This window comes from Pseudomonas sp. 14P_5.3_Bac1 (genome assembly GCF_025466135.1).
In the GTDB taxonomy this organism is placed as follows: Bacteria; Pseudomonadota; Gammaproteobacteria; order Pseudomonadales; family Pseudomonadaceae; genus Aquipseudomonas.
Map to the genome: position 1 here is coordinate 1 of NZ_JANLOF010000051.1, position 19,303 is coordinate 19,303.

Sequence of the window (19,303 nt, forward strand, 5' to 3'; positions counted from 1 at the left end):
AAAGGTGTTTAATCCGAGGATTCAGGGGCGTTTGAATTGTCGGCGAAGGTCTTCGATCTGCGCTCGGCAAGCGCAGCCTTCCAGGTGATCATTGACCATGCCCATCGCCTGCATCAACGCATACATGGTGGTGGGGCCGACAAAGGTCCAGCCGCGTTTTTTCAAGGCTTTGGATAAGCGCACCGACGCCGGCGACGTTGGGTTGCCGGTCCAGTAAGCCATGTCTACCACGGCCGGGCGCTCTTCCTCGGCTGGCTCGAACGCCCATATCCAATGGGCCAACGAGCCGGTTTCATCCACCAGTTCGCACGCCCTGCGCGCGTTGTTGAGGGTGGAGACGATCTTGGCCCGATTGCGCACGATGCCGGGGTCATTCATCAGGCGGTCGATATCCGCCTCGCCGTACTGCGCCACGCGGCGAAAATCAAAGCCCTCGAAGGCTGCCCGAAACTGCTCGCGCTTGCGCAGGATGGTGATCCACGCCATGCCGGCCTGAAAGCCTTCCAGGCAAATCTTCTCGTACAGTTGAATATCATCCGCCACCGGCACGCCCCACTCGTGGTCGTGATAGCGCGGGTATTCCGGCGCCGCCGTGCGCCAGGTGCAATGGGTCTGCCCTGTGGCGTCCGTGGTCAGTCCTGGTGCGTCCATCAATCACCTCGCGAATCAAGTCGCGGATGATAAGCGAATTTTTTTCCAGCCCGCCAACCGCTCAAGCATCACGCTTGCCGACCAACTGGTCAGACCGGGAACTGTCAACCGCCGATTATTTACTTGTGATTTCAAAAAAACCCGGCGTAGACTGGCCGCGCACTGGACTTACCGGTAAGACCACAACAATTAAGCCCTGGAACCACCAGGGCAACGAATAGAGATCCCTCCCATGCTCAGATGGTGCTCGCGTTCGATTTTCCTGCAAGTCGTGATTGGCCTGATGCTGGGCATTATCTGCGGCCTGGCCCTTCCCGAATTCTCCTCGCAACTCAAACCCCTGGGTGACGGCTTTATCAAGCTGATCAAAATGCTGATTGGCCTGATCGTATTCTGCGTGGTGGTCAGCGGTATTTCCGGTGCCGGCGACTTGAAGAAGGTCGGACGCATCGGCCTCAAGTCAGTGATCTATTTTGAAGTGCTGACCACCGTCGCACTGGTGATCGGCCTGATCATGGCGTTCAGCACCGGCATCGGCACCGGCGCCAATATCCACCTTGAGCAGCTGTCCTCCGCCGGTCTGAATGAACTGGCCGACAAAGGCCAGCACATCCGCGGCACCAGCCAGTTCCTGATGGACCTGATCCCCAACTCGGTAATCGGCGCCTTCGCCGACAACAACGTGCTGCAAGTGTTGCTGTTCTCGGTGCTGTTCGGCAGTGCGCTGAACCTGGTGGGCGAAGCCGCTTCCGGCATCTCGCGGTTGATCAACGAGCTGAGCCACGTGATCTTCCGCATCATGGGCATGATCGTGCGCCTGGCGCCGATCGGCGTGTTCGGCGCCATTGCGTTCACCACCAGCACCTACGGCCTGGATTCGCTGCAACACCTGGGCAGCCTGGTAGGGTTGTTCTACCTGACCTGCTTTGTCTTCGTCGCGGTGGTGCTTGGCCTGGTGATGCGCGTGTCCGGCCTGCGCATGTTGCCGTTGCTCAAGTACCTTCGCGAAGAACTGCTGATCGTGATGGGCACTGCCTCCTCCGATGCGGTACTGCCACAGATCATGCGCAAACTCGAGCACCTGGGTATTGGCAGCTCGACCGTAGGCCTGGTGATTCCGACGGGCTATTCGTTCAACCTCGACGGCTTCTCGATCTACCTGACCCTGGCCATCGTGTTTATCGCCAACGCCACCGGTACGCCGCTGTCGATGACCGACTTGCTGACCATCCTGCTGGTGTCGCTGATCACCTCCAAGGGCGCCCATGGGATTCCGGGCTCGGCACTGGTGATTCTGGCGGCGACCCTCACCGCTATTCCGGCGATCCCGGTGGTCGGGCTGGTGCTGGTGTTGGCGGTCGACTGGTTCATGGGTATTGGCCGTGCATTGACCAACCTGATCGGCAACTGCGTCGCCACGGTGGCCATTGCCCGCTGGGAAAAAGACATCGATATCCAACGCGCCAATAAAGTGCTCGACGGTCAGCAAGGCTATGCCTTCCAGGCCAAGAAGCCGGTGCTGCCGGCGCATCAGGAGTTCTAGCAACGCGATCCAACTGTGGGAGCTGGCTTGCCTGCGATAGCGGTGGGTCAGCCATAAAGATGTTGACTGACAGTCAGTCATCGCAGGCAAGCCAGCTCCCACTTGGAATCGTGACCCTATTGGAAACATCCAAGGAGACGTAGACGTGATCAGCACCTCAACCGTCGTCAATTCAGTCGTAGAAAAACTGCGCGCCGCACTCAAGCGTGGCCAGTGGCGGCGTGGAGAAATGCTGCCCGGCCAGCGTGAACTGGCCGAACAGATGGGCATCAGCCGCCCGAGCCTGCGCGAAGCGGTCATCGTGCTGGAGACCCTTGGCCTGGTGCGTTCGATGCCCGGCAAGGGCGTGGTGGTATTGGAAACCAGCGTCAGCGAACCGCAGGCCAGCGACGCCGTGGCCGACGCCAGCCTCGAAGATATCCTGCAACTGCGCTACACCCTCGAGCCCTTCATCGTCGGCCTGGTCGCCCAATCCATCAGCAGCAAGGAGGTCGGCCAGCTGCGCCTGACCTTGATGGACATGCGCGAAGCCCTGGATGCCGGTGACGCCGAAGCCGGGATGAACGCCTACATCGGCTTTCACGAAGAACTGTTCGCGCTGACGTCCAACCCGATCTTCCAGAACGTGGTGCAGCAAACCAGCAACGCCCTCAAGCTGAGCGCGCAAGTCTTGCGCAATTCGCCGGAACATCTTGCCGAGCGTCTGCAAGAGAACGAAGCCGTGGTGCGCGCCATCCGCAACAAGAACAGTGCACTGGCCAGTGCCGAGATGCGTCGGCACATCCTCCAGGAAGGCCTGCGCATGGGCATTCGCTTGAACATCCCGGACGACCATCTGGGCAGCTGAATTTTTGGAGACCGGCCATGACCGTCCACGCGCTGCAACGCGATCCCATTCTCCCGGCCCTGCGCCTTGTGGCCGGTAAAAAGCCCTCGGTGGACGACATCTACCCGCGCTTGTTCGATGCCATCCTCGAACAACGCATCGCGCCCGCCAGCCGGTTTACCGAAGAAGGCCTGGGCGAAACCTTCGGTGTGAGCCGCAGCGTGATTCGACGCGTACTGGCCAAACTGTCCCATCAGCAAGTGATCATCCTGCGTCCCAACCAGCGCGCCCAAGTGGCTGCGCCGGACGCCCAGCAGACGCGGCAGATTCTGGAAGCGCGGCGAATGACGGAAGTGACCGTGGTGCAGTTGGCCTGTGCCCAGGCCACGCCCGCGCACATTCGGCAGTTACGTGAGTTGATCGCCGGTGAACGTGACTGCATTGACCGCGACCAGCGCGCCACGGCGATTCGCCTGTCCGGGGAGTTCCACCTGCAATTGGCCGCGATGGCACACAACGCGCCCCTGGCGCAGTTCCTCAACAGCCTGGTGCCGTTGACCTCATTGATCATTGCCCAATACGAGGCACACGCCTGCACGTACTGCGCGTGGCAGGAGCATGTGGCGATTGTGGATGCGCTGGAGCAACGCGATGTGAACCGCGCGATCGGCCTGATGACCCAGCACCTGGATCATCTGGAGGCGAAATTGCTCACGCTCAACTGACGCTCGCCACCGCGTCGGTTGCCTGCGGCATCAGGTGTCTTCTCGCGTGATCCACTTGGGCACGTTGGGCGCCTGATAACTCAACACGGCAGCCAGCAAACGCTCGACGTTCGGTTCCACGATCAGCATGTTGCGGTGCACGGGTTTTAGAAACGCTTCACTGACAACCGAGTCGAGAAACGTGGCCAGGCCGTCGTAAAAGCCGTTGATGTTCAGCAGAGCGCAAGGTTTTGCGTGCTGGCCGAGTTGCGCCCAGGTCCACACCTCAAACAACTCTTCAAACGTACCGAGGCCGCCGGGCAACGCGATAAAGCCGTCGGAAAGCTCGGCCATCAGCGCTTTGCGCTCGTGCATGGAGCTGACGATGCGCAAGTCTTTGAGGCCGGTGTGCGCCAGTTCTTTCTCGGCCAGAAACTCTGGCATTACCCCGATCACTTCACCGCCATGGGCCAGCGCGGCGTCAGCCACCGCCCCCATCAAGCCGACCGAGGCGCCACCGTAGACCAGGCCGATACCCGCCTTGGCCAGCGCCTCACCCAATTGAGCCGCCATTTGCGCATACACCGGCAATCGGCCCGCGCTAGAACCCGAGAAAATACAAAGTCGCATACACCCTCACTTGATCTGATTGTGTTGAGCACAGCCCCCATTTAACCACGCCAGGTCCCACGAGCAGAATTAGCCTACCGGCCACCTTTAAGCATTACTTCGTAGATCGATCGTACAAAGATCCAATTGTGGGAGCTGGCTTGCCTGCGATCGCGGTGGGTCGGTTCGCACATCTTTCACTCAAAGACCGCCATCGCAGGCAAGCCAGCTCCCACACGTGGCCAAGGGTGTCTGGTAAAGCGTGGCGAAACAAAAAGCCCCCGCATCTCACGATACGGGGGCTTTTGTTTTACCGCAGGATCAAGCCGATTGCAGCACCGACTGACCGCTCAACGCCAGGTCCAGCAGTTCACGGTTGGCGACTGCATACATGGCGTAGTCCGTGCCGACCGCAGCACGAATTTCCACCATCATGGCGCGCCAGCGATCAGCCATGTCCTGATGCTGCTCAAGCCACAGGGCCACGCGGGCTTCCATGTCGTGTGGCGCGTCGGCCATTTGCAGAACAGAGATGGTGATCGCGCGCTGCTGCCAGTCCACGTCATCGCGGAAGGCTTCGCGGGCCGCGGCCTGCCAGTTGTTGGCCACCGGCAGATCGCTGATCTGCTGCAAGTACCATGGCAAGTCCAGGGCGCTGCCGACGGCGAAGTAGGCCTTGGCCACTTCGGCGGCGTCATGCCCGGTCACGTCGGCGGCTTCGATGATTGGCAGCAGGGTGTACAGGTGAGTCGTACCTGCAACCATGCGCGCCAACAACTCTGGCACACCCGCTTCGGTGTAGGCCTGGTAGCGGTTCTGCCAGCCTTCACGGGTCGGGCCCTCCAGCAGTTCGTCGAGCTTGAGGCCCAGCGCTGCCAGGTGCGGACCGAAGTGCGCGGTGTCACGGCCAGCGTCCTGCTCGTTGCGACGGCTGCGCAGGAACCAACGCGTGGCACGGCGACCCAGGCGCATCAGCTCGTCCATCAGCTCCAGTTGCACGTCAGCGGAAACCTGGTGGTCCAGGGCTTCGATCTGACGGAACCAGTGCGGGAGATGGAAAATGTCACGCACGATCACGTAGGCGCCGGCCACGTTCGCCGGGCTCATGCCGGTCGACTCTTTGAGTCGCTGCACGAAGGTGATGCCCATGTGGTTGACCAGGTCGTTGGCGATCTGGGTGCTGACAATCTCGCGCTTGAGGCGATGGCGACGCATGGCTTCGCCGAACTTGGCGACCAGGCTCGGCGGGAACGCGGTCTCCATGTCACGGGTCAGGTAGTCGTCATCCGGTACCAGCGACTTGAGCAGGGCTTCCTTGAGGTCGATCTTGCTGTAGGAGATCAACACCGACAGCTCCGGACGGGTCAGGCCCTTGCCGCTGGAGGCGCGCTCGGTGAGCTGCTCCTCGGTCGGCAGGTACTCGATGGCGCGGTCCAGCTTGCCACGGCCTTCCAGGTCGCTCATCAGACGCTTGTACTCGGCAGCACGCTCGTAGGCACGGCGCGCAGCCAGGGACAGGGCCTGGGTCTGCTTGTAGTTGTTGCCCAACACCAGGTTGCCGACTTCGTCGGTCATGCTCGCCAGCAGCTGGTTGCGCTGCTTGTCGGTCATGTCACCGGCCTGCACCACTTCGTTGAGCAGGATCTTGATGTTCACTTCGTGGTCGGAGCAGTCTACGCCACCGGCGTTGTCGATGAAGTCGGTGTTGGAACCGCCGCCATTGAGGCCGAATTCCACACGGCCCAGTTGGGTCATGCCCAGGTTACCGCCCTCGCCCACCACCTTGCAGCGCAGCTCGTTGCCGTTGACACGCAACGCGTCGTTGGCCTTGTCGCCTACGTCGGCATGGCTTTCGGTGCTGGCCTTGACGTAAGTGCCGATGCCGCCGTTCCACAACAGGTCCACCGGCGCCTTGAGCAAGGCGTTCAGCAGCTCGGTCGGGGTCAGCTTGTCGGCCTGGATGTCGAAGCGCTCTTTCATCTGTGGCGAGATGGCAATGCTTTTCGCGCTGCGCGAGAAGATACCGCCGCCTTCGGACATGATGCTGGTGTCGTAGTCGGTCCAGGCAGAACGCGGCAGCTCGAACAAACGCTTGCGCTCGACGAAGCTGGTCGCCGGGTTCGGGTTGGGATCGATGAAGATGTGCAGGTGGTTGAAGGCCGCGACCAGTTGCAGCGTGTCGGACATCAGCAAGCCGTTACCGAACACGTCACCGGCCATGTCGCCGACGCCGACCACCGTGATGCTGTCTTCCTGCACGTTGATGCCGCGCTCACGGAAGTGACGCTGCACACCCACCCACGCGCCCTTGGCGGTGATGCCCATTTTCTTGTGGTCGTAACCGGCCGAACCACCGGAAGCGAACGCGTCGCCCAGCCAGAAGCCGTAGTCGATGGCGATGCCGTTGGCGATGTCGGAGAAGGTCGCAGTGCCCTTGTCCGCTGCCACGACCAGGTACGGGTCATCGTCGTCATGACGCACGACGTTGGCCGGCGGCACCAGGGCGCCGTCTTTGAGGTTGTCGGTGATGTCCAACAGGCCCGAGATGAAGATGCGGTAGCAGGCGATGCCCTCGGCCGCGATCTCGTCGCGGGTGCCGCCCAATGGCAGGCGACGTGGCAGGAAGCCGCCCTTCGCGCCCACGGGCACGATCACCGAGTTTTTCACTTGCTGGGCTTTTACCAGGCCGAGCACTTCGGTACGGAAGTCTTCTTCACGGTCGGACCAGCGCAGGCCGCCACGTGCCACGTTGCCAAAGCGCAGGTGCACGCCTTCAACGCGCGGCGAGTACACGAAGATTTCAAACTTCGGCACCGGCTTGGGCAGCTCAGGAATCGCGCGCGGGTCGAACTTGAAGCTGAAGTACGACTTGTTGTGGCCGTTGGCGTCGGTCTGGTAGAAGTTGGTCCGCAGGGTGGCCTTGATCAGGTCCAGGTAGCGACGCAGGATGCGGTCTTCGTTGAGCACCTGAACGTCGTCCAGGGCGGTGAGGATCGCTTGTTCCAGGCGTTGCTGCTTGTCTTCCAGGTCATCGGCGGTGAGCTTGCGCGCCAGGTAGAAGCGGGTCTTGAACAACCGGGTCAACTCGCGGGCGATGTCGGTGTGGTTGTTCAGGGTGCTGGCGATGTAACCCAGGTCAAAGCCCAGGCGGATCTGCTTCAAGTAACGCGCATAGGCACGCAGCAGCGCCACGTCGCGCCATGGCAGGCCGGCAGTCAGTACCAGGCGGTTGAACGCATCGTTTTCGGCATCGCCATGCACGATGTGCACAAACGCGTCCTGCAGGGTGTCGTTGAGCTGCTGGATATCGAGGTTCACGCCTTCGGCGGCGATGAACGCGAAATCGTGAATCCAGAACTCGCGGCCATTGGCATGGCGCAGGCGGTACGGGAATTCACCCAGCACGCGCAGGCCGAGGTTTTCCAGGATCGGCAGCACGTCGGACAGTGCCAGCGGCGTATCCGCGTGGTAGAGCTTGCAATGCAGTTCGCGTTGGCCGGAAACCTGGCCCAGCGGCTGGTAGAAGCTCATCACCAGCGGGTTGGCTTCGGTCAGGCTGTTCAGGTGTTGCATGTCGACCACGGCCGAATGCGCGGCAAAACGCTCGCGGTAGCCGGCCGGGAAGCCTTTCGGGAAATCCGCCAGCACGTTGGTGCCCTGGGCTTCGCCGAAGCTTTCGACCACGAGGCTGGAGTAGTCGTCCTGCCAGCTGCGGCAGGCCTGCACCACTTCTTTTTCCAGTTGCAGCGGGTCGATGTCCAGGCGGTTCTTGGGGTCAACCCGCAGAATCAGCTGGACACGGGCCAATACCGATTCAGAGAAGAAGGTCCAGAATTCGCAGTCCGAGGCTTTCAGGCGATCCATCAGCACTTGCTGGATCTTCTGACGCACTTCGGTGGAATAGATGTCGCGCGGCACGTAGGCCAGGCAGTAGCAGAAACGACCGTACGGGTCTTTGCGCAGGAACACGCGGATCTTGTTGCGTTCTTGGATCTGCACGATCGACATCACGGTGCTGAACAGCTCGTCGACCGGGGTCTGGAACAGGTCGTCACGCGGCAGCACTTCAACCACTTGAGCAAGCTCTTTGCCCAGGTGAGCCTTGGGTTGGAAACCTGAACGGCGTTCGATTTCCGCGACCTTGCGACGAATGTACGGAATCACTCGCACGCTTTCGCCGTACACCGAGGAGGTGTAGAGGCCCATGAAGCGGTGTTCCTTGATGACCTTGCCGTCAGCGTCGATCTCGCGGATCGACACGTAGTCAGGGTAAGCCGGGCGATGCACACGGCTTGGGTGCGCGGCCTTGGCGAACGACAGCACGGTCGGCTCACGCAGGTAAGCCACGGCGTAGTCTTCGATGCGCAGGTCTTCGGCGGTGAGGCCGGCGCGCAGCAGCTTGGTCAGACCGAGGAAGGAATTGGCGTCATATTCAATATGCCCGCCGTCCGCCTCGTCACGTACCACGAACTCTTCATAGCCCAGGAAGGTGAAGTGGTTGCCCACCAGCCATTCGAGGAAGTTTTTGATCTCGGCTTTTTCTTCGCCGTCGATGCTGAACTGGCTGGCGTCGATACCGGCCAGCAGGTCCTGGACCTTGGCTTTCATCGGTTCGAAATCAGCCACGGCCACGCGCACTTCGCCCAGCACCTGCTCAAGCTCTTTGCTCAGCACGTTCAGTTCGGCGGCATTGGCGCAGCGGTCGATTTCCAGGTACATCAGCGATTCTTGCTGAATGCCTTCGCCGTGGGTGCCTTTAGGCAGGATTTCCAGCAACTCGCCCTTGTTGCCACGGCGCACGCTGAGCACGGTGGTTTGCAGGGTGTGGATGCTGTAGCCACGACGGTTCAGCTCGGTACGCACCGAGTCGACCAGGAAGGGCAAGTCATGGTGCAGCACTTCGACCGCGGTGTGCGTCGATTGCCAGCCATGACGTTCGTAATCGGGGTTGTAGACCCGCACCTGCGGTTGGGTGTGATCAAAGCGCTCAAGCAGGCGCCAGGCAGACAAGGTGCAACCGGCCAGGTCGGAAAGGCGACGTTGGGTCAGTTCGTCCAGGGAAATGATGCCGAAAAATTGCTCAGCAAACAGCGCCACTTGTGGCAGTGCCTGTTCACTGATGTGCTGCGCCAGTGCCGCTTGCAGTTGATGCTGGAAGTCGGCCTTGCTGGCTGCGGTGAAGAACGCCATCTGTGGTACTCCGCTTGGGCTTGTTATTGATGGAAGCGTCGCGTGTTATCCCCTTGCGGGGAGACCGTCAGCTCTGTTCGCGGTCTACAGTAACGAATTCAGAGTGACAGGTGGGTGAAGCTGGACAAGACAATGAGGTCACATACAACTTCCATAAGATGTACACCGTGCAGGGCGACGGTACGACGGGCAGGTCAGACTCCCGGCACAGGGCACATCCGTTGCGCAGCTTAACGAGTGTAGGAAGACAGCTGCTTGCGACGCTGCGACATATTCGGTCATCGGTACGCAGGCTTGGGGTTGCGACTTGAGCAACCCGGATTTTCCCGAGGAAAAACCGCCTGTTTTCAAGCTCGCGAGTACCGAAAGTGACTGGTATTGCCCGTCAGGTCATGCACTGCGTCTGACACACGATGCAGCACAAAATTCGCCGCAATGGCACAATTGGCGCGCTGCGCCCTCACCCAGACAGGATTTCCCATGCTGCAACTGAACACTGACGCACTGATGGCCACCCCGTGCGACGACGAAGAAGACAACATGGCCATGCTCTGCTGCCACGGCAAAAACGGCGAGATGTTCATGCTCACCCGTTACCCGGATGAAGAGGAAGTAGAACTGACCTGGGATTACGAGCCGTCGACCCTGGATGGCCTGAAAGTCACCTTGAGCGACACGACGTTGCTGATTGAACTGGCCGCCGGCGATGCCGATGCGCTGGGGGGCAAGGATCAGCTGGAAATTACCCACGCCACCGCCGCGTCGGATTTGGCTGAAGTTGAGGAAACCTTGCAGAACATTCTTAAGGGCACTGGTACGTTCACCCGAATCTAAGCTGCACCAACGATCAAATGTGGGAGGGGGCTCGCCCCCGATAGCAGTCGCTCAGTCGCAGATGTGAAAACTGATCCACCGCTATCGGGGGCAAGCCCCCTCCCACATTGACCCAGCTCCCATACAAATTTCCTACAAGATTTGCCAAAAATACCCGTCACGCCGTTAGTCGCCACCCCCCTCGATGCATTAAAGTAAGCGCCCCAGGCCCGGCGCTTTTTATCAACGCCCGGTCAATCTCTCCAGGAACCGTCATCGATGGAACATCGTGAAGCGCTGCTCGCGCTGCGAACTTTTCTTTCTACGCAGATTCTCGGCCAGGAAAAACTCATTGATCGCCTGCTGATCGCCCTGCTGGCCGACGGCCACATGCTGGTCGAAGGCGCACCGGGCCTGGCCAAGACCAAGGCCATCAAAGAGTTGGCTGAAGGCATCGAAGCGCAGTTCCATCGTATCCAGTTCACCCCCGACCTGCTGCCCGCCGACATCACGGGCACCGAGATCTATCGCCCGGAAACCGGCAGTTTCGTGTTCCAGCAGGGGCCGATTTTCCACAACCTGGTGCTGGCCGACGAAATCAACCGCGCGCCGGCCAAGGTGCAGTCGGCATTGCTCGAAGCCATGGCCGAGCGCCAGGTCAGCGTGGGCCGCAGCACGTACGACCTGTCGCCGCTGTTTCTGGTAATGGCCACGCAAAACCCCATCGAGCAGGAAGGCACCTACCCGCTGCCCGAAGCCCAGCTCGACCGTTTCCTGATGCACGTCAAGATCGGCTTCCCGGACGCTGCCGTCGAACGGCGCATCCTGCAACAAGCCCGCGGCGAAGCCCTCAACGGTGAAACCAAACCCGAGCGCCGCGTCAGCCAGCAGGCGATCTTCGCGGCGCGCAAGGAAATCCTCGGCCTGTACATGGCCGACGCGGTGGAGGAATACCTGGTGCAGCTGGTCATGGCCACCCGCACCCCGGCCAAGTTCGACGCGGAGATGGCCGAGTGGATCGCCTACGGCGCCAGCCCGCGTGGCTCCATCGCCCTGGACCGCTGCGCGCGAGCCCACGCCTGGCTGGCCGGGCGCGACTTTGTGAGCCCGGAAGACATCCAGGCGGTGCTGTTCGACGTGCTGCGCCATCGCATCATCCTGTCGTTCGAAGCGGAAGCGGCCGGCATCGACCAGGACCGTGTGGTGCAACGCATTCTCGACGTCGTTGCCGTCGCTTGAACCCCATGAATGCAAGCGATGGCATCCGCGTCACACTCAGCGAATTGATTGAGATGCGCCACCGCGTGCGCGAAGTGCAGCTGTTTTCCACGCCGAGCCAGCGCAGCCCGCTGATCGGCCTGCACCATTCCAAACTGCGTGGGCGTGGCGTCGACTTCGACCAGGTGCGCGTGTACCAGGCCGGCGACGACGTGCGCACCATCGACTGGCGCGTCACGGCGCGCACTCAGGAGCCGCACACCAAACTGTTCCACGAAGAGCGCGAACGCCCGATTTTCATCATGGTTGAGCAAAGTTGCCGGCTGTTTTTCGGCTCTGGCCAAATGTTCAAGTCAGTGCTCGCCGCGCAAGCCGCCAGCCTGATTGGCTGGGCAGCGCTGGGCCATAACGACCGCGTCGGAGGGCTGGTGTTTGGCGACAACGAACACTACGAAATCAAACCCCGGCGCAGCAAACAAAGCTTGTTGCAACTGCTCAACCGCCTGGTGCGCGTCAACCAGAGCCTCAACACCGAGAGCCGTCCCGAAGCCGACGCGCTGGGCATGGCGCTGCGCCGTGGCCGCGAAGTGCTGCGCCCAGGCAGCCTGGTGATTGTGATCTGCGACGAGCGCGCGCTGACCGAAGGCGCAGAGCAACAACTCAGCCTGCTGTCTCGGCACTGCGACCTGCTGCTGTTGCCGATTTCAGACCCGCTGGACCACGCCCTGCCCGCCGCCGGGCTCTTACGTTTTGCCGAGCGAGGCGCACAACTGGAACTCGACACGCTGAACTTCGATTTGCGCCAGGCCTACAAAGCCCAGGCCGAAGCCCGCATCGCGCGTTGGGAGTTGCTGGCGCAAAAGCTGCGAATCCTGCTGATGCCATTGAGCACACAAAGCGAAATGGTCGAGCAACTGCGCGAATACCTCAACCCGCAACGCCCGGTTAAAAAGCAATGAGCAGCCTCGACCAACTACAACCCTTGATCGCCCCGCCGGCGATCGGTTTCTGGCCGCCTGCGCCAGGGTGGTGGCTGTTGCTGCTGGTGATTGCGCTGCTCGGCTGGGGGCTGTGGTCGCTGCGCCGTTTGCTGCCCAAGCGCCGCCCGGTAGCCCGCGCCGAACAACCGCTGGACCCACTGCGCATCGCCGCCCTCGCCGAGCTGGCGTTGATGCCCAAACCCTACGACGGCGCGCCCGCCGGTGCCTGGCTGCAGCAACTCAACGGCCTGCTCAAGCGCCTGTGCCGCAACGATTACCCTTACAGCCAGAGCCACACCCTCAATGGCCGCAAATGGCTGGCGTTCCTCGACAACCGCTGCCCGGCTGCCGGCCTCACGCGCTGGATGGTGCTGGTGGAAGGCGCTTACAAACCCGAATGCAAACTCGACGACAAGGCCATCGCCGGCCTGACCCAAGCCGTCGACACCTGGATTCGCAAACATGTTTGAGTTCGCCTGGCCGTGGATCTTCGCCCTGTTGCCATTGCCCTGGTTGATGCGACTGGTCTTGCCGGTGGCCGACAGCGGTGAGCCGGCGTTAAAGGTCAGCTACCTCGCCGACCTCGAAGGCCTGGCCCGCCGCCGCGCACGCGTCAACCTGCCCGGCTGGCGCCAACAGGCGCCGTTTGTGGTGATGTGGTTGCTGCTGTTGACCGCCGCCGCGCGCCCGGAATGGCTCGGCGAGCCGCTGCCGATTGCCGCCAGCGGCCGCGACCTGCTGGTGGCGGTGGACGTGTCCGGCTCGATGGACTTCCCCGACATGCACTGGCAGGACGAGGACGTCAGCCGCTTGAGCCTGGTGCAACACTTGCTCGGCGACTTCCTTGAAAGCCGTGAAGGCGACCGCGTCGGCCTGATCCTGTTTGGCAGCCAGGCCTACCTGCAAGCGCCGCTGACCTTTGACCGGCGTACCGTGCGCGCCTGGCTCGACGAAGCGCGCATCGGCATCGCCGGCAAGAACACCGCCATCGGCGACGCGATCGGTCTGGCCCTGAAACGCCTGCGCCAGCGCCCGGCGCAAAGCCGCGTGCTGATTCTGGTCACCGACGGCGCCAATAACGCCGGGCAGATCGACCCGCTGACCGCCGCGCGCCTGGCCGCTGAAGAAGGCGTGAAGATTTACCCGATCGGCATCGGCGCCGATCCGGCGCAAACCGGTTCCCTGGGCATTCTGGGCGTCAACCCGAGCCTGGACCTAGACGAACCCGCGTTGAAGGCCATCGCCGACGCCACCGGTGGCCGCTATTTCCGCGCCCGCGACGGCGACGAGTTGCTCAAGATCAAGCAAACCCTCGACCAGCTTGAGCCCGTTGCCCAGCAACCGACCCAGGCACGTCCGGCCCTGGCGCTGTACAGCGCGCCGTTGGCCCTTGCGCTGGTTCTGAGCCTGTTGCTGGTGATCCAGGAACGCTGGCCCAACAACGCGCTGCAACGCGCCTGGCATAAACTCTCGACCAAGGGCAATTTCCTGCAACAGCACCCAGAATGGCGCCAGCGCCTCAAACGCCTGCGTTTGCGGAGGCGTCGATGATCGACCTCTGGCCGCACTGGTTCCGCCCTTGGTGTGTAGTGCTGTTGCCGTTGCTCGGCTGGCTGCTGTGGCAGCTGTGGCATCGGCAAAAGCGCGCCGGGCGCTGGCAGATCATCTTGCCGCCGGCGTTTCATGCGGTGCTGCTCAGTGGCGGCAATGGCCGCGAGAGCAAATCACCGTGGGTGGTGCTGGGCATCGCCTGGCTGCTGGCCGTGTTGGCGTTGCTCGGCCCCAGCTGGCAACGGGTTGAACAGTCCAGCCAGAAACCCGCCGACCCGCTGGTGGTGCTGCTGGAATTGACCCCGGAAATGCTTGCCACCGACAGCCCGCCCAATCGCCTCGAACAAGCTCGGCGCAAACTGTATGACTTGCTGCAGGCACGCGCCGATGCACCGACTGCCATCGTCGTGTATGCCGGCAGCGCCCACACGCTGGTGCCGCTGTCGGATGACTTGGCCACCAGCCGCAACCTGCTCGAAGCCCTGCGCCCCTCGATCATGCCCGAGCCCGGCCATCGCGCCGACCTCGCCGTGGAGAAGGCCCTGGGCTTGCTCAAGCAAGGCGGTCTGGGCCAAGGGCGCCTGTTGTTGGTGGGCTCATCGCTGTCCAAGCAGGAGCGCCAAGGCATTCGGCTGCAGCTGCAAGGGGCCCAGGCGCCGAGCTTGTCGATCCTCGGCATCGGCAGCCGCGAAGGCACGCCGGTGACCCAGGAAAGCGGCGAGTTCCTCAAGGACGACCAGGGCGCGATTCTGGTGCCGCGCCTCGACAGCCCGACCCTCAAGGCGTTTGCCAGCGAAATGGGCGGCCGCTACCGCGCCGCGCGCCTGGACGACAAGGACCTGCGCCAACTCAACTTGCTCGATGGCCCGCAGAACCTGCGCAACGACGGCCAACTGCTGCACCTCGATGCCTGGGCCGACCAGGGTTATTGGCTGCTGCTGCCACTGTTGCTGCTCGCGGCCTGCGCCGGGCGCCGCGGCTGGCTGTTCTGCCTGCCGTTGCTGTTAATGGGCGCGCCGCAGCCCAGCTATGCCTTCGATTTCCAGGACCTGTGGCTGCGTCCCGACCAACAGGGCCAGTACCTGCTGAAGAAAAAACGCCCGGCCGAAGCCGCCGAACACTTCGAAAACCCGCAATGGCAGGGCGTTGCCTTGTACGAGGCGGGAAATTACGCCGAGGCGATCAAGCGTTTTGCGCTGAGCAATGACGCCTATTCCCACTACAACCGCGGCAATGCCCTGGCCAAGTCCGGCGAACTGGAAGCCGCGATTGATGCCTACGAACAGGCGCTGGAAGCCCAACCCGACCTGCAACCGGCGTTGAAAAACAAAGCGCTGGTCGAAACCCTGATTCAGGAAAAGGCCCAGCCCGAGCCCGCCAAGCCGGCAAAAAAGGAAGATGACGAAACCACCCAACCCGGCCAAACTGCGCAACCGGGCACTAGCGGGCAAAGTGCCACGAGTGGCGAACAATCGCCCCAAGGTCAGGGCGAGGCCGGCACCGGCGATACCCAGACCGGCGGCACGCCCAAAGCTGGCGGCAACGACGTACCGGGCAGCGAACTGGGTGATGAACACACCACCACCCCGCCGCTGCGCCCCGCCGATGCCAACATCGACGGTGAACATCGCCAGGCCCTGGAGCAATGGTTGCGGGAGATCCCGGACAACCCCGGCGAACTGCTGCGGCGCAAATTCTGGTACGAACAGCAACAACATCAGGACAAGACTCGATGAGCCGCCGCACCACCCTTCTGCTCCTGCTCGCGTTTACGGCAGGCCACGCCCAGGCGGCAAACCTGGTCGCCAGCGTCGACCGCAGCCGCCTCAATTCCGGGGAAACGGTGGAACTGACGGTCGAGTCCAGCGACGTCACCCAATTCGGCAAGCCGGACCTGGCGCCGCTGGATGCGCAGTTTGAAGTCAGCGGCACCCGCCAGATCAACCAACTGACCACCCTGGGCGGCGACAATCACGCCACCACGCGCTGGATCATCACCCTGCTGCCCAAGGAAAACGGCACCGTGGTGATTCCGCCGCTGCAAGTGGGCGAACTCAAGACCCAGCCGATCAGCCTGCAGGTGGTCGAAACCGCGAGCCAGAACACCAGCGCCGAACTGGCTCCGGTGTTCATCGAGGCCAACCTCGACCAGAGCAGCGTGTACGTCCAGGCCCAGGCGCTGCTGACCGTGCGCGTGTACCACTCGGTGTCGCTGTACGACGACAGCAGCCTCACGCCATTGCAGATTCCCGATGCGCGCATCGAGCAATTGGGCGAGTCGCGCACCTATGAAAAAGTCATCAACAGCATTCGCCATGGCGTGATCGAAACCCGCTATGCGATCTACCCGCAACACAGCGGCGCCTTGGTGATTCCAGGGCAGACCTTCAGCGCCACGCTGGTGGAATCGCGCCCGCCGCAGGAAAACACGCTGCAGGGCACCAAGCCGGGCAAGCTGATTCACGTCAGCTCAGCCGAAATTGCGCTGACGGTCAAACCCAAGCCGGCGCTGTACCCGGCCGACGCGCCGTGGATACCGGCCCGCAGCCTCAGCCTGACGCAAGCCTGGAACCCAGAGCCTGAGCACGTACAAGTCGGCGACTCGCTGACCCGCAGCCTCACGGTCAAGGCCGAAGGGTTGTCCAGCGCACAGCTGCCGGCCCTGCCCAGTACCGACATCAATGGCCTGCGCCGCTACCCCGACCAGCCGGTGCTGGGCAATCAGAACAACGACCACGGCCTGACCGCCAGCCGCGAAGACCGCGAAGCCCTGGTGCCGACCCGCGCCGGCGCCATCGAACTGCCTGCCGTCGAGGTGGTGTGGTGGAACACCCACGAAGACCACCTCGAACGCACCAGCCTGCCTGCCCGCACGCTGCAGGTGGCGACCAACCCGAGCCTGGTGGTCGACACCCCCGCCACGCCGACCGTGATCACCGCACCAGACGATGACCGCCTGTGGCTGTGGCAGCTCAGCACGTTGATCTTTGCCTGCACCACGCTGCTGGGCTTCGGCCTGTGGTGGCGTGCGCGTCGGCAACCGGCCGTGCAACGCGCCGCTCAAACGGGCCCGAGCCCGCGCTCACTGCTCGACGACCTCAAGCGCGCCACCCAGGCCAACGACCCACAGGCCACGCGTCAGGCGCTGGATGCCTGGGCGCGGCAACAGCCGGAGACCTTGGCCGACATGGCGGCGCGGTTTGTGCCGTTGTCGGATGCGCTGGACGGGTTGAATGGCGCGCTCTACAGCGAAAGTGGTCATTTCTGGTTGGGTGAAGACCTTTGGCGTGCGGTCAAGGCCATCCCGGTCGCCGAGCGAGAGCAAGACCCGGCGACGGATAGCACCAGCTTGCCGCCGTTGTATCCCAAGTAGGCCCTGGGTGTGCGGTGTATTTACCCATGCTGTTTGGACGGTGGTTGGCGCGGGGTCGCTGGGTGTATATCCGTTATTTGGGTGATGGCGGGTATTGGTTCCGCTCTTACAGCGGGTCACTTTTGAAAAGAGCCCAAAAGTAACCAAAAGGCTCTTGCCCCACCACTCGGCACCTCGCCTAGGCTCGGTGTGCCCTCACTCCGGCTTGAATCCGTGGGCCGCCGCGACGGGCCATCCATGGCCCAACGCGGCTAACCCGGCGTCCTGCCGGGTTACCCACGGATTCAAGCCTGCGTGAGGCCAGCGTGGTTTAACGGGGCGCCTAAGATCAAAGTCAAAAGCAGATCAAGGTCAAAAGCAGAGCACGGCGGCCTAGTAGCCGACCTGAGTGGTTAGATCAAAAGCAAAGCGAGGCGGCCTAACAGCCGACCTGATCCTCGAAGCTGAACTCAATCGAATGTGGGAGCTGGCTTGCCTGCGATGGCATCAACTGGTTATGCCTGATACACCGAGGTGCCTGCATCGCAGGCAAGCCAGCTCCCACAGAAAAGCAAAGCAGTGCGGTGGTGGAGGCTGAACTCGGTCAAATTGTGGGAGCGGGCTTGCTCGCGAAGGCGGTGGGCCAGTCAGCTTATGTGTCACTGACACACCGCATTCGCGGGCAAGCCCGCTCCCACATTTGGATCTCAGTGGATCAGATGGATCATGTGTCGCTGTGCTTTTGATCTGCTTTTGCTTCTACCACTCAGGTCGGCTGTCAGGCCGCCGTGCTCTGCTTTTGATCTTGCTTTTGATCTGACAGGCCCCGTTAACCACGCTGGCCGAACGCAGGCTTGAATCCGTGGATAACCCGGCAGGACGCCGGGTTAGCCGTGTTGGGCCATGGATGGCCCATCGCGGCGGCCCACGGATTCAAGCCGGAGTGAGGGAATGCCGAGCCTAGGCGAGGCACCGAGTGGTGGGGCACAGACCTTTTGGTTACTTTTGGGGCGTTTGCCAAAAGTGACCCGCTGTAAGAGCGGAACCGCCAGCCGCCGTGACCGCAGCAACGGATATGTACTCCCCCACCCCCGCCCCCACGGTAGATCAGTGCCGCCTGATCGACACGCATTGTTAAAGGCCAGCAATCCACATCCCTTTAATTTGCGGGAAGTTTCCTAGACAATCCTTCGGCCTTGCGCCTGCTCACCTCACTGGCTAGCCTTCGCTCCGTCGCTGCATATCAGCGATCGGGTGTGGAAACCTGTGAACGAGTAGGCGTCATGATCGTATGAAAACGCTCAATGGCGGCTGTACGCGGGCAGACTTCGGTCTGGCCGAGTCCTACTACTCGGTTTTCCACCCCGCGTATGGCTGCCACCCAATTCGTCGTGTGGAAACGGCACAGGGTGGCTCCCCAATCTAGTAGGAGCTTATTCATGAACAAAATCGTCCCCGACCCACCCCGCGAAATTTTTGAACGTGCCCTGCGCCATTACTTGCAACCCGACTCACTGCCGTCCTTCGTCGCCCATCACGACCTCAGCTTCGAAGACGCCCTGGCCCAAATCTGCGACCTGCTGCGCTGCGCCGCCGCCACCGCGGCCGGCACCACGCAAACGCTGCTCGGCCATGAACGCGACATGGCGAGCGCTACCGAACACCTGATCAACAACGCCAAAACCTTGGCCGACCGCGCGCTGAACTGCCTGCACGCCGCATAACCCCTGCGGGCGCTGGCGTGCCTGCGATACAGGCACCTCGGTCTTTCAGTCAAACCGAGGCGATACCATCGCAGGCAAGCCAGCTCCCACAGTTGATCTGGGCCAGCCGCGGGCACCGAACCTGCTTTTACAGGTAAACTCC

Annotated in this window: 14 protein-coding genes; 11 read left to right on the forward strand and 3 right to left on the reverse strand. The window is 62.1% G+C overall.

Annotation, left to right across the window (positions count from 1 at the left end; genetic code table 11):
* Positions 1-21: 21 nt before the first annotated feature.
* Positions 22-651, reverse strand: coding sequence for a DNA-3-methyladenine glycosylase I (locus NTD89_RS11490; RefSeq protein ID WP_145166037.1), 630 nt, complete (start codon positions 649-651; stop codon positions 22-24).
* Between the two features lie 217 nt (positions 652-868).
* On the opposite strand from NTD89_RS11490, the gene NTD89_RS11495 reads away from it, so the two are divergent.
* The 3 genes from NTD89_RS11495 (at position 869) to NTD89_RS11505 (ending at position 3,745) form a co-directional block, all read left to right on the forward strand.
* Positions 869-2,194 carry a C4-dicarboxylate transporter DctA gene (locus NTD89_RS11495; RefSeq protein ID WP_242198634.1) on the forward strand — a complete coding sequence of 442 codons (1,326 nt, stop codon included), beginning with the start codon at positions 869-871 and terminating at the stop codon, positions 2,192-2,194.
* Between the two features lie 145 nt (positions 2,195-2,339).
* On the forward strand, positions 2,340-3,041 hold the full coding sequence (locus NTD89_RS11500) for a FadR/GntR family transcriptional regulator (protein WP_145166035.1): 702 nt from the start codon (positions 2,340-2,342) through the stop codon (positions 3,039-3,041).
* Between the two features lie 17 nt (positions 3,042-3,058).
* Positions 3,059-3,745 carry a GntR family transcriptional regulator gene (locus NTD89_RS11505; RefSeq protein ID WP_262207704.1) on the forward strand — a complete coding sequence of 229 codons (687 nt, stop codon included), beginning with the start codon at positions 3,059-3,061 and terminating at the stop codon, positions 3,743-3,745.
* Between the two features lie 30 nt (positions 3,746-3,775).
* Here the strand turns inward: NTD89_RS11505 and NTD89_RS11510 are convergent, their stop codons facing one another.
* Positions 3,776-4,354 carry a TIGR00730 family Rossman fold protein gene (locus NTD89_RS11510; protein WP_145166033.1) on the reverse strand — a complete coding sequence of 193 codons (579 nt, stop codon included), beginning with the start codon at positions 4,352-4,354 and terminating at the stop codon, positions 3,776-3,778.
* 300 nt (positions 4,355-4,654) lie between these two features.
* Positions 4,655-9,523 carry an NAD-glutamate dehydrogenase gene (locus NTD89_RS11515; RefSeq protein ID WP_262207706.1) on the reverse strand — a complete coding sequence of 1,623 codons (4,869 nt, stop codon included), beginning with the start codon at positions 9,521-9,523 and terminating at the stop codon, positions 4,655-4,657.
* A gap of 480 nt (positions 9,524-10,003) precedes the next feature.
* On the opposite strand from NTD89_RS11515, the gene NTD89_RS11520 reads away from it, so the two are divergent.
* From NTD89_RS11520 to NTD89_RS11555, 8 genes are all read left to right on the forward strand, one after another.
* Positions 10,004-10,357: a hypothetical protein gene (locus NTD89_RS11520; protein ID WP_262207708.1), complete on the forward strand. Its 354-nt coding sequence runs from the start codon at positions 10,004-10,006 to the stop codon at positions 10,355-10,357.
* Positions 10,358-10,615: 258 nt separating this feature from the next.
* A complete protein-coding gene (locus NTD89_RS11525) occupies positions 10,616-11,575 on the forward strand; it encodes an AAA family ATPase (RefSeq protein ID WP_034106117.1) in 960 nt (319 codons plus the stop codon).
* A gap of 5 nt (positions 11,576-11,580) precedes the next feature.
* Positions 11,581-12,513, forward strand: a complete 933-nt coding sequence (locus NTD89_RS11530) for a DUF58 domain-containing protein (RefSeq protein ID WP_094952755.1) — start codon at positions 11,581-11,583, stop codon at positions 12,511-12,513.
* Entirely contained in the window at positions 12,510-13,004 is a 495-nt protein-coding gene (locus tag NTD89_RS11535; RefSeq protein ID WP_262207721.1) for a DUF4381 domain-containing protein, read from the forward strand. The genes NTD89_RS11530 and NTD89_RS11535 overlap by 4 nt, the downstream gene beginning before the upstream one ends.
* Positions 12,997-14,085 (forward strand): vWA domain-containing protein, encoded by a 1,089-nt coding sequence (locus NTD89_RS11540; RefSeq protein ID WP_242198297.1) that lies wholly within the window; start codon positions 12,997-12,999, stop codon positions 14,083-14,085. Before NTD89_RS11535 ends, NTD89_RS11540 begins: the two co-directional genes overlap by 8 nt.
* Positions 14,082-15,821 carry a tetratricopeptide repeat protein gene (locus NTD89_RS11545; protein ID WP_262207723.1) on the forward strand — a complete coding sequence of 580 codons (1,740 nt, stop codon included), beginning with the start codon at positions 14,082-14,084 and terminating at the stop codon, positions 15,819-15,821. The genes NTD89_RS11540 and NTD89_RS11545 overlap by 4 nt, the downstream gene beginning before the upstream one ends.
* On the forward strand, positions 15,818-17,458 hold the full coding sequence (locus NTD89_RS11550; protein WP_262207725.1) for a BatD family protein: 1,641 nt from the start codon (positions 15,818-15,820) through the stop codon (positions 17,456-17,458). The genes NTD89_RS11545 and NTD89_RS11550 overlap by 4 nt, the downstream gene beginning before the upstream one ends.
* 1,418 nt (positions 17,459-18,876) lie before the next feature.
* The gene (locus NTD89_RS11555) at positions 18,877-19,161 is read left to right on the forward strand and encodes a DUF6124 family protein (protein WP_178119768.1); all 285 of its coding nucleotides are present in this window, start codon (positions 18,877-18,879) and stop codon (positions 19,159-19,161) included.
* Positions 19,162-19,303: the final 142 nt, after the last annotated feature.

Bases quoted from the DNA above. Each gene is read 5' to 3' on its own strand.
- NTD89_RS11535 (WP_262207721.1), top strand. From the start codon at position 12,510: ATGAGCAGCCTCGACCAACTACAACCCTTGATCGCCCCGCCGGCGATC.
- NTD89_RS11490 (WP_145166037.1), bottom strand. From the start codon at position 651: ATGGACGCACCAGGACTGACCACGGACGCCACAGGGCAGACCCATTGC.
- NTD89_RS11555 (WP_178119768.1), top strand. From the start codon at position 18,877: ATGAACAAAATCGTCCCCGACCCACCCCGCGAAATTTTTGAACGTGCC.
- NTD89_RS11530 (WP_094952755.1), top strand. From the start codon at position 11,581: ATGAATGCAAGCGATGGCATCCGCGTCACACTCAGCGAATTGATTGAG.
- NTD89_RS11540 (WP_242198297.1), top strand. From the start codon at position 12,997: ATGTTTGAGTTCGCCTGGCCGTGGATCTTCGCCCTGTTGCCATTGCCC.
- NTD89_RS11545 (WP_262207723.1), top strand. From the start codon at position 14,082: ATGATCGACCTCTGGCCGCACTGGTTCCGCCCTTGGTGTGTAGTGCTG.
- NTD89_RS11520 (WP_262207708.1), top strand. From the start codon at position 10,004: ATGCTGCAACTGAACACTGACGCACTGATGGCCACCCCGTGCGACGAC.
- NTD89_RS11550 (WP_262207725.1), top strand. From the start codon at position 15,818: ATGAGCCGCCGCACCACCCTTCTGCTCCTGCTCGCGTTTACGGCAGGC.
- NTD89_RS11510 (WP_145166033.1), bottom strand. From the start codon at position 4,354: ATGCGACTTTGTATTTTCTCGGGTTCTAGCGCGGGCCGATTGCCGGTG.
- NTD89_RS11515 (WP_262207706.1), bottom strand. From the start codon at position 9,523: ATGGCGTTCTTCACCGCAGCCAGCAAGGCCGACTTCCAGCATCAACTG.
- NTD89_RS11525 (WP_034106117.1), top strand. From the start codon at position 10,616: ATGGAACATCGTGAAGCGCTGCTCGCGCTGCGAACTTTTCTTTCTACG.
- NTD89_RS11505 (WP_262207704.1), top strand. From the start codon at position 3,059: ATGACCGTCCACGCGCTGCAACGCGATCCCATTCTCCCGGCCCTGCGC.